Raw genomic sequence first — 14,226 nt, 5'->3', positions numbered from 1 at the left:
ATATGCGAATTATTGTTTATGGTAGTTTACGGCAAAACCAAGGTAACCATCACTGGATGACCTATGCACAACTTTTGGGTGAGCATAAGTTAAAGGGATATAAACTCTATGATTTAGGGTTTTACCCTGCGGTTGTTGAAGGTGAGGGTGAAATAGAATGCGAAGTCTATCGGATAACGCCCTCTATCTTGACAGAGCTTGATGAACTGAAAAAGAACGATCAAGATTACAAGCGCCAACTGATTTCAACGCCTTATGGCAGTGCTTGGATCTATCTTTATCAAAAGCCTGTTGATGGCTTACGTGAAATAAAGTGTGGCGACTGGTTAAAACGTCACGAAGAAGAGTAATCAGTAACCTTCTGTTTTTAATTAAAATTAACTAAAAATGGCTCGATAATAATATCGAGCCATTTTTATATTTAGATAAGGTGACGTTTTTAATTCAATCTTGTATTTTGATAAGTTAATAAAAGTCTTATTTCCTGCATTAATAAAAAAATAATTAATTAAAATACTATTATTTTCACTTTAATTAATAACAAATACTTTCTTTATTTTTTATTTATATTGATATGAATTTTATTAATGGCTGAACCGTTGACAATAAAATTTAATTAATGCTAAAAAGATAAAAGAACATTTTAGTTAAATAATGAAACTTACTGTTATTATTTTTTAAATATTAAATTGAAAGGTGATCTTATGCGTAAATTTAATGATGTTTCATTGCTTTATAAAAGTCAGCCGGAAAGGGTTGAAAAAAATACAGAGAGTCATCCTTTTACTGATATGATATTACAAACAAAAACAACAGAGGTGTTAGATAAACTAGCTTATCTTGCTGGCATTAAAAATGCACCTGCTGATGATAAATATTTAAAATTGCATACATCTAATTTAAATGCTCTTATTGAAAGCGCTAAGTCATTAGGTTATGACATCGAATTAGTTAGTGTTTAATTAAAAAAAGCAGCCAAAAGGCTGCTTTATTCACTTAGGAGAAAATAGTGAATAAGGATATTATTGAGTTAAATAAAAATATTAATATAGCAGGATTACATTGGATTTCTCGTTGGCGAGTTAACAATGGAAAAAAGGATTCTTATGTTGTTCCTTTTGCTACAACCTATCCTATTAATATTATTTATCATGGAAAAAGTAAATTTAAATATGGGCAGTATGGTATTCATCTGGGTCAGAAAGATACACTAACTTTCTTAGGTAATAAAAATAAAAAGATACTTGCTAAATTTATTGATTGTCGAAAATACTCTCCGACCTTTAAATCAGTATTAACAACCCACACATCACACGCCAAAGTCCATTGTTTTATATGATAAAAATAATAAACCAATTAAAGTGTTAATTAAAGAAAAGGTCTAATTTTCATTATGCGCATTATCTTTTTTTATATGCTTCTGGGGGTATTAACTGCTGATGGATTAATGGTATTCCTTACTCCTGTTATTGTTTATCAATTAACAACAAGCATTGAATATGCAGGATTGACATATGCATTATGGTGGCTGCCTCGACTTTTTTTAATACCGCTTATTGGAAAATATATTGATGATCTTGGTGTTCGTCCTATCTCTATTATTTCTGATAGTTGTAAAATAATAGGATGTTTATTTTTATTACTCACATATTTTACATCTGATTTAATGATAGCGATAAGTTTTGGTTTAGTGGGGAGTTTGATTTCTATTGGAAATTCACAAACATTAATTTCTTATGAAAAAATTATTGCATTGATAAGTCATAATAGAGAACATCATATTAATATAATGTCTAGAATAGATTTTTTAGGAATGATTATAGGACCATTAATTGGGATTGTTTTTATTGATTTTGGCTATCAATATTTAATTATTATACCTTGTATGTTCTATTTTATTAATGCTATTTTCTTTTTGTTTTTTTATATAAGGACAGATATTAATAATAAAAGTAATCTAGAGGAAGGAGTGATTTTTACTAAAAAATTTATTTATATTATTTCTTCACCCATACTGCTATTTTCTATATTTATTGATATTGTGGCGGGTATCTTTGGTGTATTAGGAACATATTTATACAGCTATTTAAATCAATATATAAGTAGAATATTGTTAATTATTATTTCAATTTCCATTATTACGATAAGCTCTTCTTTACTTGTTTTTTTTCAAAGCTCAATAACTATATTTATCATTTGCTATGCTATTTCAATTATTGGAAAAGTCTTTTCAGGTAATATATTGAGATTATTAAGGATAGAAATTATTCCTATCAATCAACTTGCGAGTATTTCATCACTGATGATTTTATTAAATCAGATGATATTGCCCATTGTTGGTGGGCTTCTGTTTTTCTCTACTGGTGAAATCACCTTTATTTATACATTGATGATTATCGCGATAGGGATAACTTTGATAAATGGTATCTTGCTTGTCATATGCTTGAAAAGAAGCACAATATCATCATAAAAAAAGCCCTTCAATAAAATGAAGAGCTTATTTATCAGTAAATTATTAAGTAATAACTCACTTAGTTATTCTGAGTGGGTCAGAATTATTTTTTAGCGCGCTCGAAAGAAGAAAGAATTTCAGCTTTAGCTGCTTCTACGCCTTCCCAACCGTCAACTTTAACCCATTTGCCAGTTTCTAAATCTTTATAGTGCTCAAAGAAATGTTTGATCTGTGCTTTTAACAGCTCAGGCAAGTCGTTCACATCTTTAATGTGATCGTATTCTTTGCTCAGTTTTGTGTGTGGAACTGCAACCAGTTTCGCATCTTCACCTGATTCGTCAGTCATTTTCAGTACGCCAACAGGACGGCAACGAATAACTGAACCTGGTTGTAATGGATATGGAGTTGGAACCAGAACGTCTACTGGGTCACCATCTAAAGATAACGTGTTGTTAATGTAACCGTAGTTGCATGGGTAGAACATTGCAGTTGACATAAAACGGTCAACAAACAGTGCGCCACTTTCTTTATCAACTTCGTATTTGATAGGATCAGCGTTTGCTGGGATTTCAATAACAACATAGATATCTTCTGGTAGTTCTTTACCAGCAGGAACATGATTCAGGCTCATAAAAAATTTCCTATAAAAAATAATTTTACGTGGCCTTTAGTATAGCGAAAAGTTTTTAACAATACCCGTTTTTTGCCAAACCTGTTGCGTTATGATGCAAAAATAAGCAGTAAATAAAAAGAAGCTCTATTATTAAAGATGAAAAAACCGGACGAAAGAGAAGCCCGGTTTATCTATATGGCGACTAAGCCAATGAATTATTCTTCGTCAGGATATTGCGCCATAAAGCTTTCAGCTTGTTCAACCATCGATTTAGTACCTACAAAGAAAGGCATACGTTGGTGAAGTTCTTTGGGCTCGATATCAAGAATACGTTCTTTACCGTTACTTGCTTTACCGCCAGCCTGTTCAGCTAAGAATGCCATTGGATTGCATTCATACAGTAAACGTAATTTACCAGTAGGGTGGCTTGCTGTACTTGGGTAAATATAAATCCCACCTTTTAGTAAGTTGCGATGAAAATCAGCAACTAAAGAACCGATATAACGTGTGGTATAAGGGCGATTTGTTGCCGCGTCTTGTTCTTGGCAATACTTAATGTATTTTTTTACACCTAATGGGAATTTGATGTAATTACCTTCGTTGATTGAGTACATATTTCCTGTTGGTGGGAATTGTACACTTTCATGAGATAAACAGAATACACCTAAAGAAGGATCATAAGTAAAGGCATGAACACCACAACCTGTTGTATAAACTAACATGGTTGATGAGCCATAAACGACATAGCCTGCCGCTACTTGACGATGACCTGGTTGTAAGAAGTCATCTAAGGTTACTGATTGGCCAATAGGTGTAATACGGTGGTAAATAGAGAAAATAGTACCGACGGAAACGTTTACATCAATATTCGAAGAACCATCTAATGGATCCATTAACACGACGTACTTAGCATTTTCAGCACGATCACCTTCAAAGATAACAATATCATCTTCTTCTTCTGATCCGATACCCGCAACTTCACCACGTGCTTTTAATGCAGCTTTGAGTTTCTCATTCGCGTAAAGATCCAGTTTCATCTGGGCTTCACCTTGAACATTAGAAACACCGTTAGTACCAAGAATATCGACTAACCCTGCTTTGTTGATATCACGGTGAATAATTTTAGCCCCAAGCTTAATTGCTGAAAGTAATGCCGTAAGTTCGCCAGTTGCATGGGGAAAATCTTGTTGTTTCTCGACGATAAATTCGCCTAATGTTTTCATGACGCAGGTCCTGAATGTGAGTGGGTAAAGTAAAAAAGGAGGAAAAACTCCTTGGTGGTGGCAAGTTTAGCCAAAGAATCGGATGATTCAAAGGTTAATCCGTTTCTTATCTGCTTTTTGATCGTTAGAATAGTGACCAACTTCATGCTATTGGACAGAAATTCATGCACATTCATATTCTTGGTATTTGTGGCACCTTTATGGGAAGTCTTGCCATTCTAGCTAGAGCGAAGGGACATAAAGTCACTGGCTCTGATGCTAATGTCTATCCACCCATGAGTACTTTATTAGAAAATCAGGGAATTGAACTGATTGAGGGATATGACCCAAAACAATTAGAACCAGCTCCGGACATGGTGATTATTGGTAATGCGATGACACGAGGAAATCCTTGCGTTGAAGCTGTACTTGAAAAAGGTTTGCCTTATACTTCAGGTCCACAATGGTTACATGATTATATTTTACCAGAACGTTGGGTGTTAGCTGTTGCTGGAACCCATGGTAAAACGACAACAGCGGGAATGTTGGCTTGGGTTTTAGAAGATTGTGGTTATAAACCCGGCTTTTTAATTGGTGGTGTACCAGGTAATTTCCAAGTGTCAGCACAGTTAGGCGAAAGTCCCTTCTTTGTGATTGAAGCTGATGAGTATGACAGTGCTTTCTTTGATAAACGCTCTAAATTTGTTCATTATTCTCCACGCACGCTGATTTTAAATAACCTTGAGTTCGATCACGCCGATATTTTTGATGATTTAGCCGCAATTCAAAAACAATTCCATCATTTAGTTCGTATCGTCCCTGGCTCAGGGAAAATCATCATGCCTGACAATGATATGAATTTAAAACAGACCATCAGTATGGGATGTTGGAGTGAACAAGAATTCACGGGAGAAACTGGGGATTGGCAAGCTAAAAAACTCAGTAATGACAGTAGTCATTTTGAGGTATATCACAAAGATGAGCGAGTCGGAGAGGTGTGTTGGGGACTTTCTGGTGAACACAACATGCAAAATGGTTTAATGGCGATTGTTGCAGCGCACCACGTTGGCGTTTTACCTGCTGATGCTTGTGAGGCATTGAATAAGTTTATTAATGCGCGTCGTCGCTTAGAACTACGTGGTGAGGTTAACCAAGTCAGTGTTTATGATGACTTCGCACATCATCCCACAGCGATTTTGGCAACACTTGAAGCGTTACGTAGTAAAGTCGGCGGAACAGCTCGTATTATTGCGGTGTTAGAGCCTCGTTCAAATACCATGAAAATGGGCATTAGCAAGGATGATATCGCTCCAGCATTAGGTCGTGCTGACGAAGTCTTTTTATTCCAGCCACCTAATATTCAATGGTTAGTGAGTGATATTGCAGAGCATTGTATACAACCAGCCCGTTGGAGTTCTGATCTGGATGCGTTAGTTGATATGATTGCGAAGGAAGCTCAAGCGGGCGATCATATTTTGATTATGAGTAATGGCGGCTTTGGTGGTATTCATGAAAAGCTGCTTGCAAAATTAGCACAGCCTAAAGATCTTGATAACCCGTATTAAAAATAAGTAAGCCACTGAAAACTCAGTGGCTTACTTTTTGAAGCTGCAGAAAGACTAATTATAATTCCTGATCAAAAAGATTCAGAATAGCGTCTCGTAATTCTTCTGTGGAAAATCCCGGTGCTGGTGTTGAAAAAATAGTATCATCACCCGCAATACTGCCAAGGATCCCTTCTGCTTTGCCTAATGAATCGAGTAAACGTGCAATAAGTTGTGCCGCACCTGGACTCGTTCTTATCACCACAACAGAGTGGTTATGATCGATATCGAGTACCAGATTTTTTAATGGGCTACTTGCTGTTGGTACGCCAAGCTCAGTAGGAAGGCAATATACCATTTCCATTTTGGCATTACGGGTTCTTACTGCACCAAATTTTGTTAGCATACGAGAGATTTTGGACTGATTAATATTATCAAATCCAGCCTCTTGTAATGCAGTCACAATCTCGCCTTGTGAACTGAATTTTTCTTCTTTCAGCAGGGCTTTAAACGCTTTAACCAAGTCTTCTTGCTTAGAAGGAACGCGCATAGTTCACCTTTAGTGAGTTATCAATAACCTGTGTATTATGCAGAGAAGTGAATTTTTATGCAACATAAGACGAAAGAAGGTGAGTGATAGCCTCCTCAAAATTGTAAATCAGAATGTATTGCAAAAAAATTTTATTTACAGCGTGTGAATGTGATAATTTAAGTAAAGTAAAATATTTGTTAATCAAATGATAAGCTTAAATGATTATCACAAGGATGATGGTGTACTTAACACTTTATCATATTTATTGAAATTATTTATCAAAAGAGTGTCCGCTATCTCATTAACAGATAAGCAATTTGTTTAGAATAACCAAAGTATTATTTTTCACTGAAAATGCCTTATTATGCAATATTGCTGTTAAATAATTGTTTTTTAAAGGTGAATTGCGTAATAGTGAGTATCTCGAAGGCGTTCCACTATCTCGTAAACTAAGGAGTATCAGAATGAAAGTAGCAGTTCTCGGTGCAGCAGGCGGTATTGGTCAGGCACTGGCGCTTCTTCTTAAAAATCAGCTTCCCGCTGGTAGTGAACTCTCTTTATATGATATCGCTCCCGTCACACCGGGTGTTGCAGCTGACTTAAGCCATATCCCAACTCAAGTTACTGTAAAAGGTTTTGCGGGTGAAGATCCTTCCCCTGCGCTAAAAGGCGCTGATGTTGTTCTGATTTCTGCGGGCGTTGCTCGTAAACCAGGCATGGATCGTTCTGATCTTTTCAATGTTAACGCTGGTATCGTGCGTAACTTAATTGAAAAGGTTGCACAAAATTGCCCGAAAGCACTTATTGGTATCATTACTAACCCAGTGAATACAACGGTTGCTATCGCAGCAGAAGTGCTTAAGAAAGCAGGCGTTTACGATAAGAAACGTCTTTTCGGTATCACTACACTCGACATTATTCGCGCCAATACCTTTGTTGCAGAACTAAAAGGTAAAGATCCACAAAAAACCAATGTTCCTGTGATCGGTGGACACTCTGGTGTGACTATTCTTCCTCTACTCTCTCAAGTTGACGGTGTTTCATTTAGCGATGATGAAGTCGCGGCGTTGACTAAACGTATTCAAAACGCGGGTACTGAGGTTGTTGAAGCAAAAGCGGGTGGTGGATCTGCAACATTGTCTATGGGTCAAGCAGCCGCACGTTTTGGTCTTTCATTAATTCGCGCTTTAAATGGCGAGAAAAATATTATTGAATGTACCTATACAGAAGGTGACGGAGAATATGCCCGTTTCTTTGCACAACCTATTCTTTTAGGTAAAAACGGTGTAGAGGAATATTTATCTATTGGCAAATTAAGTGATTTTGAAAAGCAATCTCTAAATGGTATGTTAGATGTATTGAAAAAAGATATAATTCTTGGTGAAGAATTTATTAATAAATAAAGAAATACTTTTTTTGCTATAAAAATAATGCAAATTTAAATAAAAACCGCTGGTACTATATCAGCGGTTTTTTTTATTAATTATAATGTGTGTAATTATTAGTTAATTATTAGTTTTGGTACGAATCTTTCGTTCAAGTAATTCTCCTGTTTCAGGATGGAAATAACGGCTAGGCCAAATTTCACTAGGAGCAACACCAAGATAATCAGCAATGATTTTCTCTCCTTTAGGCCAAGGTCGTGACAGTGCATTAGCGAGAGTTGAAGAGCTTAACCCTGCTTTGCGAGATATGGCAGCAAGTGTTGTTCCTCGTTTTCTAAGTGCGGCAATAATATCGGCAGGATGCCAATCAGATTTCCTTGAAATCATTTTTAATCCTTTTTCTATAAAATTGATTGCTGTGTTAGTGGTATAAATAACAGTTTATTAGAAATGTCCTAAAGCATTTAAACTGATTATTTAGAAAATAAAATAACATTATTTTTCTAAAAAGATTTCTGATTTTTTTCTTAATAATTTCTTTTTTGAAGTTGATAACAATTTTAGAGAAACATAATGAAAAAAGAGTGGTATACGGCAAAGGAATTGACGGGTATAGGTGGATTACCTAAATCACCACAAGGGGTAAATTCAAAAGCGAGACGAGAGTCTTGGCAAAAACAGAATGTAAAAAATAAGCAAGGTAATGGTGTTGAATATCATTATTCTTGTTTACCAGAAGAAACATTAATTGCTCTAGAACTTTATGAGCCATTAGCACATTACAAACTAAATAAAAAAGAGGAGCCACTCGTTATCTGGGTGAAAGCATTCCAACAACTAAATGATGGTGAACAAAAAACATTAACAGAGCTGATATTGCGGGATGGTATTAGAAGTTTTTTAGAAAAAGTCGTCAATGATTAGGCGATTTTAAAGAATCTATTATTGCGTTATCCGCAACAGATATCTATCTGACTAACCTCTTAGTTGAATGTGAGATGAGATCATGAAAAAAGAATGGTATACAGCAAAAGAATTAGTGGGGCTTGCGGGGTTACCTAACTCCCCGCAGGGAGTTAACTTGATGGCGCGTCGTGAAGGATGGGAAAACCGTCGTAAACGTGGCGTTCAGGGTAAAGCTGTCGAATATTCCGTAAAAAGTCTGCCTGATGAGGTGATTAGTGTGCTCGCTGCACATGAACCCCCAGCAGAGTATTTATCTAAACGTCAGGATGCCTTTTTGATTTGGGTTGAAGCCTATTATCAACTGACTAAATCAGAACGAGAAAAGATTGTGAAATTCGTACTGCGCGAAGGGCTAGCAAAGCTCATTAGCTATATTGATGCGGATAATCAAGATGCTATCGAACGAGAAAATGAAGAAGTTCTCAATAAATTAAAAAGCCCACCAGAATCGATGTAGTCGCTCTAGCGGGCTTCTTTACATAACTAGTGTTTATGATACTAATGTTATGATTGACGTTGTACAGCGACGTGAGCAAGCCCAATAAGCGCATCTTTATACGGTGAGTTAGGTATAATTGATAAAGCTTCAATCGCTTTGTCTGCTTCTTCTTCTGCTTTTTGACGGGTATATTCCAAAGAGCCACACTGTTTCATCGTATTTAAAACAGTATCCAATAAATGGCGGCCATTACCTTGCTCAATGGCTTGGCGAATTAATTTGGATTCTTCTTCATTGCCATTATGCATAGCATGAAGTAATGGCAACGTAGGTTTACCTTCATCAAGATCATCACCAGTGTTTTTACCTAACTGGTTGTTATCTGCATCATAATCAAGCAAATCGTCGATGAGCTGGAAAGCAGTCCCAAGATAACGACCATAATCTTGGAATGCTTTTTCTTGCTCAGGCGTTGCACCCGAAAGGATTGCTGATGCATGAGAAGCTGCTTCAAAAAGACGAGCTGTTTTGCTGTAGATAACTTGCATATAGTCATCTTCAGAAATGTCAGGATCGTTACAATTCATTAACTGTAAAACTTCACCTTCAGCGATCACATTGGTGGCGCTAGACATTAATTTTAGTACACGCATCGAATCAAGATCCGTCATCATCTGAAAGGATCGTGTATAAATAAAGTCGCCAACAAGTACACTAGCAGCATTTCCAAAGACAGCATTTGCCGTTTGTTTTCCTCTACGCATATCAGATTCATCAACAACATCATCATGTAACAATGTTGCAGTATGAATAAATTCGATCAGCGCTGCGACCGAGATATGTTTGTCACCTTGATAGTCCAATGCTCTTCCAGTGAGCACTGCGATCATTGGTCGGATCCTTTTACCACCACCACTAATGATGTAGTAACCAAGTTGGTTTATCAAAGAAACATCTGAATTAAGCTGGTAAAGGATTGCCTCATTTACCGCAGTCATATCAGCGGATGTTAGTTTTATAATAGATTCTAAATTCATGTTTTTTCGACTTTGGCTCGCCAATGAGCGCGTTATTATTAATAAAAAATGATCAGGCCATAGATTTTACTCTTATATAATTTAGATTGTACTTTAAAAATGGCTGAAATAAATATCGTGTAAAAAACTCTTTTTTTTAACGCTAGTTTGCGATCTGTACTTGTCATCGGCACTAAATTTGCGTAGAATTCGCGCCCTATGTGAATATTTTAATTGTGCACTCAAATTATACATATTGGGAGTGTGCGGAAAGCGGAGTTTATATGTACGCGGTTTTCCAAAGTGGTGGTAAACAACACCGAGTCAGCGAAGGTCAAACTATTCGTTTAGAGAAGCTGGAAGTAGCTACTGGCGAAACAATCGAGTTTGATACTGTAATGATGGTCGCTAATGGCGATGACATTCAAATTGGCGCTCCAATCCTTGCGGGCGTTAAAGTTAAAGCGGAAGTGGTTGCTCACGGTCGCGGCGATAAAGTTAAGATTGTTAAGTTCCGTCGTCGTAAACACAGCCGTAAACAACAGGGCCACCGTCAGTGGTTTACTGATGTTAAAATCACTGGTATCGCTTAAGGTTTAGGAGAGTAGTTCAATGGCACATAAAAAGGCTGGCGGCTCGACTCGTAACGGTCGTGATTCCGAAGCAAAACGTCTGGGTGTTAAACGTTTCGGTGGTGAAGCTGTATTAGCAGGTAGCATCATCGTTCGTCAACGTGGTACTAAGTTCCATGCAGGTACTAACGTTGGTTGTGGTCGTGATCACACCCTGTTTGCATTAGCTGACGGAAAAATTAAGTTCGAAGTTAAAGGTCCAAACAACCGTAAATTTATCAGCATCGAAGCTGAATAATTACTGGTCCTTTAAGCACCGAGTCAAAAGCCCTGCAAATCTGTTGCGGGGCTTTTTATATTTAAAAAAGGCCATCTCTGGGTAATTTCGGCCATCCAGCACGTTAATGGCTACTATACGGAGTAAAATCATGAAATTTGTTGATGAGGCCAAGATCCTAATCGTCGCGGGCGATGGTGGTAACGGCTGTGTAAGCTTTCGTCGCGAAAAATATATCCCTAATGGCGGGCCAGACGGTGGTGATGGTGGTGATGGTGGTGATGTCTACATGATTGCAGACGAAAACCTTAACACCTTAATTGATTATCGTTTTACAAAATCTTATCGCGCAGAACGTGGTGAAAATGGCCACAGTCGTGATTGCACTGGTAAGCGTGGTCAAGATATTACTATCAGTGTTCCTGTCGGAACACGTGTCCGTGATTTAGCTACAAATGAAGTGATTGCTGACTTGACTGTCCATGGTCAAAAGCAAATGGTTGCTAAAGGTGGTTTCCACGGCTTAGGTAATACTCGTTTTAAATCGTCGGTTAACCGAGCTCCACGTCAACGCACAATGGGAACGCCGGGTGAATCTCGCGAAGTTCTATTAGAGCTTATGTTATTAGCTGATGTGGGTATGCTTGGTATGCCAAATGCAGGTAAATCTACATTTATTCGTGCAGTATCAGCAGCGAAACCTAAAGTTGCTGATTATCCATTTACCACGTTAGTACCAAGTTTAGGTGTGGTGCGTATGGATAATCACCAAAGCTTTGTGGTTGCAGATATTCCCGGATTAATCGAAGGCGCTGCTGATGGTGCAGGTCTTGGGATCCAATTCTTAAAACACTTAGAACGTTGCCGTGTTCTATTACACTTGATCGATATTGATCCTATTGATGGATCGGATCCTGTGGAGAATGCACAAATTATTGTCTCTGAATTAGAGAAATACAGCGAAAAATTAGCACAGAAGCCACGTTGGTTAGTGTTCAATAAAGTTGATCTTCTGGATGCTGAAGAAGCAAAAGAGAAGGCAAAAGCAATTGTTGAAGCACTGGGTTGGGATGAAAACTATTATATGATAGCAGCCATCAACCAAGAAGGTGTGAAAAAACTTTGCTGGAATATCATGGAATTCCTGAATGTGACTCCGCGTGAGCAAGATGTTATTGCAACAAATGCAGAGCCAGGAAAAGTTGACTTTATGTGGGATGATTACCACAAAGAACAGCTTGAAAACCCTGATTTCGAAGAAGATGATGACGATGATTGGGATGAAGAAGACGATGATGGTATTGAATTTATCTACCAACGTTAATGATCATTCTGATTATGATTAAAATAAAAAACGCCTGATTATTAGGCGTTTTTTATATCTGTTGCTTATATTGTGTAAATCTAGCGATTATTGTACATATCTTTATATAGATTCGTTTCAAAGCGCACTAAATAAGCGCGTCCAGCATTACGATTTTTTGTAGGAGGGGAATACGCTGAAACGTACTGTACAAACGCAACTTTTTGCCCATTTGCCGTGGTCATAAAGCCAGCAAGATTGTAAACTCCTTTTAATGACCCCGTTTTGGCAGAAACTTTGCCATCAACTCCCGCTTCATGAAAACCCCCTCGATATTGTAATGTACCGTCATGTCCAGCAAGGGGAAGCATAGTGATAAAATTTAATTCACTTTCATGTTGTCCAATATATTGAAGGACTTGCATCATGGTGGCAGGTGAAATGAGGTTATGGCGAGAAAGACCAGAACCATCAACCATAACGGTATTGCCTAAATCAATTCCGGCTTTTTGTTTTAAAATAGCACGGGTTGCCTCTGCGCCAGATCGCCAAGTACCTGCAACGCCATAATACTCACGACCAATAGTTCTAAAAACGGTGTCTGCAATCATATTATCAGACTCTTTTAGCATAGTAGTCAGTAAGTTATGTAACGGTTTTGATTGTGTCTGTGCAAGTATAGTAACAGGTGGCTTTAGTTGAGAGCGACGTTTGATATATCCATCAAGCTCAATATTGGCGCGCTGTAACTCTTCTTTCAAAATTGTACCGGCCCAATGAGCTCCATCTTGAATAGAAAACATTAAAGGTACAGCATCGTCACGTTTAGGAATACAACCTGTGATTACATAAGTATTTAAGTCACGAACAGTGACGTCTAATTCACAAAAACGGGTCCGCGTTGATCCTTTTTCATAAGTTTCAACTTCACTTAAAACAGTTACAGGATAGAAAGAAGCTTTACGTATTGTGGCAATATCACCTTCTTTGTTGCCACTTTGCAATAAAACGGAAAAGCAGTTCTTATCAACAATGGCGGCACTAGGAGGGGCACTAAAGCATTGTGTTAGATCATTCCAAACCCAACCTGGTGCTTTATCGTGGCTTGAAAAAGCAGAAGTATCAATAAGTAAATCACCCTGTACTTTTGTAACACCGGATTGCTTTAATACGGCAACCATTGCTCTTAATTGCTGGCGACTTAATGTAGGATCGCCGGTAAAACGAAAGATTAAATCACCATTAAGCTGATTGTCTTTTATTTTACCTTCTGTTTCCATTGTTGTGGTGAATTGATAATCTCCCCCTAATTGAAGTAATGCGGCAAGTGCAGTCACTACTTTCTGAGTACTTGCAGGAAGTGCTAATTGATCGGCATGATAGTTAAGATTAGGAGAAGCAGCGCCAACGGGTTGAGTTATTAAACCCACTTGTGTTCCTTCAGGAAGAAGGGATGTATAGTTTTCAACAGGTATCGCTTGGGTTGAAAAACTGATGATACTTAATGTGTAAAGTATCCGTCGAAATGTTGATAGTAAGCGCATAATTTCTCTATCTGTGACTATAGCGTGTAACGTTACAGTATTGATTGCCAGAGGCTAATACTAAAGGGCAATGAGGGCAAAAGTAAACGGTAACAAGCAGGATTAGCTCATTATCAGAAAAAGTCTGTTTATCTCTTCATAAAGAGAGATAAGGCGTGAAGCAATGCTTCTGTTGTGTTAGATTTAGTTTTAAGTATGGGTGGTTTAGTTTACGTCCCAATAGCACATGACTCGGGAATATAATAGCGCCCCTCATTCACCGAATATACGTAGAGACAGGCCCAATTTAAGGTTGCCTGTGTCTTTTTTTGTCTTGAGAAGAGTAAATAGATCCTTTTCTCTGTGTTGTTAGTATAAAAAATCAGGATGATACCTATTTTT

Annotated in this window: 17 protein-coding genes; 11 read left to right on the top strand and 6 right to left on the bottom strand. The window is 37.5% G+C overall.

Annotated elements, in window-relative coordinates:
* Positions 1 to 2 precede the first annotated feature (2 nt).
* The 4 genes from QSH13_RS09005 to QSH13_RS08990 all read left to right on the top strand — a co-directional run bounded on the left by QSH13_RS09005 (position 3) and on the right by QSH13_RS08990 (position 2,470).
* The gene (locus QSH13_RS09005; RefSeq protein WP_109396688.1) at positions 3 to 350 is read left to right on the top strand and encodes a gamma-glutamylcyclotransferase family protein; all 348 of its coding nucleotides are present in this window, start codon (positions 3 to 5) and stop codon (positions 348 to 350) included.
* A 354-nt stretch (positions 351 to 704) separates the two neighbouring features.
* Complete coding sequence (locus QSH13_RS09000) at positions 705 to 962, top strand: XRE family transcriptional regulator (protein WP_109406874.1); 258 nt, start codon at positions 705 to 707, stop codon at positions 960 to 962.
* A 47-nt stretch (positions 963 to 1,009) separates the two neighbouring features.
* Positions 1,010 to 1,339, top strand: coding sequence for a hypothetical protein (locus tag QSH13_RS08995; RefSeq protein ID WP_228407197.1), 330 nt, complete (start codon positions 1,010 to 1,012; stop codon positions 1,337 to 1,339).
* 54 nt (positions 1,340 to 1,393) lie between these two features.
* On the top strand, positions 1,394 to 2,470 hold the full coding sequence (locus QSH13_RS08990; RefSeq protein WP_286039058.1) for an MFS transporter: 1,077 nt from the start codon (positions 1,394 to 1,396) through the stop codon (positions 2,468 to 2,470).
* 85 nt (positions 2,471 to 2,555) lie between these two features.
* On the opposite strand, the gene ppa is transcribed toward QSH13_RS08990, so the two are convergent.
* Positions 2,556 to 3,083 carry an inorganic diphosphatase gene (ppa, locus tag QSH13_RS08985; RefSeq protein WP_006535717.1) on the bottom strand — a complete coding sequence of 176 codons (528 nt, stop codon included), beginning with the start codon at positions 3,081 to 3,083 and terminating at the stop codon, positions 2,556 to 2,558.
* A gap of 197 nt (positions 3,084 to 3,280) precedes the next feature.
* Positions 3,281 to 4,288: a class 1 fructose-bisphosphatase gene (fbp, locus tag QSH13_RS08980; protein ID WP_006535716.1), complete on the bottom strand. Its 1,008-nt coding sequence runs from the start codon at positions 4,286 to 4,288 to the stop codon at positions 3,281 to 3,283.
* Positions 4,289 to 4,452: 164 nt separating this feature from the next.
* On the opposite strand from fbp, the gene mpl reads away from it, so the two are divergent.
* Positions 4,453 to 5,832 (top strand): UDP-N-acetylmuramate:L-alanyl-gamma-D-glutamyl-meso-diaminopimelate ligase, encoded by a 1,380-nt coding sequence (gene mpl, locus QSH13_RS08975; RefSeq protein WP_109406873.1) that lies wholly within the window; start codon positions 4,453 to 4,455, stop codon positions 5,830 to 5,832.
* Between the two features lie 58 nt (positions 5,833 to 5,890).
* Here mpl and argR read toward each other — a convergent pair whose 3' ends face one another.
* Positions 5,891 to 6,361 carry a transcriptional regulator ArgR gene (gene argR, locus QSH13_RS08970; RefSeq protein ID WP_006535714.1) on the bottom strand — a complete coding sequence of 157 codons (471 nt, stop codon included), beginning with the start codon at positions 6,359 to 6,361 and terminating at the stop codon, positions 5,891 to 5,893.
* A gap of 446 nt (positions 6,362 to 6,807) precedes the next feature.
* On the opposite strand from argR, the gene mdh reads away from it, so the two are divergent.
* Positions 6,808 to 7,746: a malate dehydrogenase gene (gene mdh, locus QSH13_RS08965; protein ID WP_185901571.1), complete on the top strand. Its 939-nt coding sequence runs from the start codon at positions 6,808 to 6,810 to the stop codon at positions 7,744 to 7,746.
* A 102-nt stretch (positions 7,747 to 7,848) separates the two neighbouring features.
* On the opposite strand, the gene QSH13_RS08960 is transcribed toward mdh, so the two are convergent.
* The gene (locus QSH13_RS08960; RefSeq protein ID WP_023583585.1) at positions 7,849 to 8,115 is read right to left on the bottom strand and encodes a helix-turn-helix domain-containing protein; all 267 of its coding nucleotides are present in this window, start codon (positions 8,113 to 8,115) and stop codon (positions 7,849 to 7,851) included.
* Between the two features lie 186 nt (positions 8,116 to 8,301).
* Between QSH13_RS08960 and QSH13_RS08955 the strand changes: the two genes are divergently transcribed.
* Together QSH13_RS08955 and QSH13_RS08950 are read left to right on the top strand one after the other, a co-directional pair.
* On the top strand, positions 8,302 to 8,652 hold the full coding sequence (locus QSH13_RS08955) for a DNA-binding protein (protein WP_109396697.1): 351 nt from the start codon (positions 8,302 to 8,304) through the stop codon (positions 8,650 to 8,652).
* A gap of 82 nt (positions 8,653 to 8,734) precedes the next feature.
* On the top strand, positions 8,735 to 9,151 hold the full coding sequence (locus tag QSH13_RS08950) for a DNA-binding protein (RefSeq protein ID WP_006535709.1): 417 nt from the start codon (positions 8,735 to 8,737) through the stop codon (positions 9,149 to 9,151).
* Between the two features lie 47 nt (positions 9,152 to 9,198).
* Here QSH13_RS08950 and ispB read toward each other — a convergent pair whose 3' ends face one another.
* Positions 9,199 to 10,170: an octaprenyl diphosphate synthase gene (ispB, locus tag QSH13_RS08945; protein WP_006535708.1), complete on the bottom strand. Its 972-nt coding sequence runs from the start codon at positions 10,168 to 10,170 to the stop codon at positions 9,199 to 9,201.
* Positions 10,171 to 10,433: 263 nt separating this feature from the next.
* Here ispB and rplU point away from each other — a divergent pair, with 263 nt between their 5' ends.
* The 3 genes from rplU (at position 10,434) to cgtA (ending at position 12,322) form a co-directional block, all read left to right on the top strand.
* Complete coding sequence (gene rplU, locus QSH13_RS08940; protein WP_006535707.1) at positions 10,434 to 10,742, top strand: 50S ribosomal protein L21; 309 nt, start codon at positions 10,434 to 10,436, stop codon at positions 10,740 to 10,742.
* Positions 10,743 to 10,761: 19 nt separating this feature from the next.
* Entirely contained in the window at positions 10,762 to 11,019 is a 258-nt protein-coding gene (gene rpmA, locus QSH13_RS08935; protein ID WP_006535706.1) for a 50S ribosomal protein L27, read from the top strand.
* Positions 11,020 to 11,149: 130 nt separating this feature from the next.
* Positions 11,150 to 12,322, top strand: coding sequence for an Obg family GTPase CgtA (gene cgtA / locus QSH13_RS08930; RefSeq protein WP_109396699.1), 1,173 nt, complete (start codon positions 11,150 to 11,152; stop codon positions 12,320 to 12,322).
* 80 nt (positions 12,323 to 12,402) lie between these two features.
* Here the strand turns inward: cgtA and dacB are convergent, their stop codons facing one another.
* Positions 12,403 to 13,845, bottom strand: a complete 1,443-nt coding sequence (gene dacB / locus QSH13_RS08925) for a serine-type D-Ala-D-Ala carboxypeptidase (RefSeq protein ID WP_109396701.1) — start codon at positions 13,843 to 13,845, stop codon at positions 12,403 to 12,405.
* Positions 13,846 to 14,226 lie beyond the last annotated feature (381 nt).

The organism is Proteus faecis (assembly GCF_030286765.1).
GTDB classification, from domain to species: domain Bacteria; phylum Pseudomonadota; class Gammaproteobacteria; order Enterobacterales; family Enterobacteriaceae; genus Proteus; species Proteus faecis.
This window is presented reverse-complemented; position numbering and strand designations above follow the sequence as displayed.

What these genes read in the sequence shown, in the direction of transcription:
- ppa (WP_006535717.1), bottom strand. Translation starts at nt 3,083, where the DNA reads ATGAGCCTGAATCATGTTCCTGCTGGTAAAGAACTACCAGAAGATATC.
- ispB (WP_006535708.1), bottom strand. Translation starts at nt 10,170, where the DNA reads ATGAATTTAGAATCTATTATAAAACTAACATCCGCTGATATGACTGCG.
- QSH13_RS08990 (WP_286039058.1), top strand. Translation starts at nt 1,394, where the DNA reads ATGCGCATTATCTTTTTTTATATGCTTCTGGGGGTATTAACTGCTGAT.
- dacB (WP_109396701.1), bottom strand. Translation starts at nt 13,845, where the DNA reads ATGCGCTTACTATCAACATTTCGACGGATACTTTACACATTAAGTATC.
- QSH13_RS08955 (WP_109396697.1), top strand. Translation starts at nt 8,302, where the DNA reads ATGAAAAAAGAGTGGTATACGGCAAAGGAATTGACGGGTATAGGTGGA.
- rpmA (WP_006535706.1), top strand. Translation starts at nt 10,762, where the DNA reads ATGGCACATAAAAAGGCTGGCGGCTCGACTCGTAACGGTCGTGATTCC.
- cgtA (WP_109396699.1), top strand. Translation starts at nt 11,150, where the DNA reads ATGAAATTTGTTGATGAGGCCAAGATCCTAATCGTCGCGGGCGATGGT.
- QSH13_RS08960 (WP_023583585.1), bottom strand. Translation starts at nt 8,115, where the DNA reads ATGATTTCAAGGAAATCTGATTGGCATCCTGCCGATATTATTGCCGCA.
- argR (WP_006535714.1), bottom strand. Translation starts at nt 6,361, where the DNA reads ATGCGCGTTCCTTCTAAGCAAGAAGACTTGGTTAAAGCGTTTAAAGCC.
- mdh (WP_185901571.1), top strand. Translation starts at nt 6,808, where the DNA reads ATGAAAGTAGCAGTTCTCGGTGCAGCAGGCGGTATTGGTCAGGCACTG.
- QSH13_RS09000 (WP_109406874.1), top strand. Translation starts at nt 705, where the DNA reads ATGCGTAAATTTAATGATGTTTCATTGCTTTATAAAAGTCAGCCGGAA.
- fbp (WP_006535716.1), bottom strand. Translation starts at nt 4,288, where the DNA reads ATGAAAACATTAGGCGAATTTATCGTCGAGAAACAACAAGATTTTCCC.
- QSH13_RS08950 (WP_006535709.1), top strand. Translation starts at nt 8,735, where the DNA reads ATGAAAAAAGAATGGTATACAGCAAAAGAATTAGTGGGGCTTGCGGGG.
- QSH13_RS09005 (WP_109396688.1), top strand. Translation starts at nt 3, where the DNA reads ATGCGAATTATTGTTTATGGTAGTTTACGGCAAAACCAAGGTAACCAT.
- rplU (WP_006535707.1), top strand. Translation starts at nt 10,434, where the DNA reads ATGTACGCGGTTTTCCAAAGTGGTGGTAAACAACACCGAGTCAGCGAA.
- mpl (WP_109406873.1), top strand. Translation starts at nt 4,453, where the DNA reads ATGCACATTCATATTCTTGGTATTTGTGGCACCTTTATGGGAAGTCTT.